Annotated in this window: 1 pseudogene; it reads left to right on the top strand. The window is 64.5% G+C overall.

Annotation, left to right across the window (positions count from 1 at the left end):
* Positions 1 to 108 precede the first annotated feature (108 nt).
* A pseudogene (locus tag KHO22_RS32335) lies at positions 109 to 681 on the top strand (catalase); the annotation flags it as partial.
* Between the last annotated feature and the right edge of the window lie 125 nt (positions 682 to 806).

The following is an 806-nucleotide window of genomic DNA, read 5'->3' on the forward strand; positions in this document are numbered from 1 at the left end:
AAAATCTTCGATACGGGTCGGTTGCATGATGTGGTCTCCAAAGTAAGACTCGAACCTTCACTTTAGGACCGCTCTGCGAAGTTGCCGACCCGTCCTCATACATAGGATCTAATCGAGGTGGGTGTGCTGGAGCTCAACCGCAACCCCGACAACTACTTCGCCGATGTGGAGCAGGCGGCGTTCTCGCCCGCCAACATCGTGCCGGGCATTGGCTTCTCGCCGGACAAGATGCTGCAGGGACGGCTCTTCAGCTACGGCGATGCGGTCCGCTACCGGCTGGGCGTGAACGCGCACCAGATCCCGGTGAACGCCCCGCGCTGCCCGGTGCACAGCTATCACCGCGACGGCGCGATGCGCGTGGACGGCAACCACGGCGGGCTGCCCGGCATCGTGCCCAACAGCCGCGGCGAGTGGGCCGACAGCCCGCGGCTGGCGGAGCCGCCGCTCGCGCTCTCGGGCGCAGCCGCGCACTGGGACCATCGCGCGGACGAGGACTACTACTCGCAGCCGGGTGCGCTGTTCCGACTGATGTCGCCCGAGCAGAAGCTGCAGCTCTTCGACAACACCGCGCGCTCGCTCGGCGGCGCGAGCGAGGATGTGCAGCAGCGGCATATCCGCAATTGCGCGATGGCCGATCGCGCCTATGGCGCAGGGGTCGCCGAGGCGCTGAAGAACCGCTAGTCAGTCACTTGGCGCGTTAGGGCAACGCTGAACAAGCCTCTGAATTGACGCTTGGCCGGTTGATCAAAGGGTATTTCGCTGGGGAAGCGACTGTTATTCGCGTCTTCCTGCCCTTGCGGGCTATA

Origin of the sequence: Cupriavidus yeoncheonensis (genome assembly GCF_905397275.1) — a bacterium.
GTDB lineage: Bacteria > Pseudomonadota > Gammaproteobacteria > Burkholderiales > Burkholderiaceae > Cupriavidus > Cupriavidus yeoncheonensis.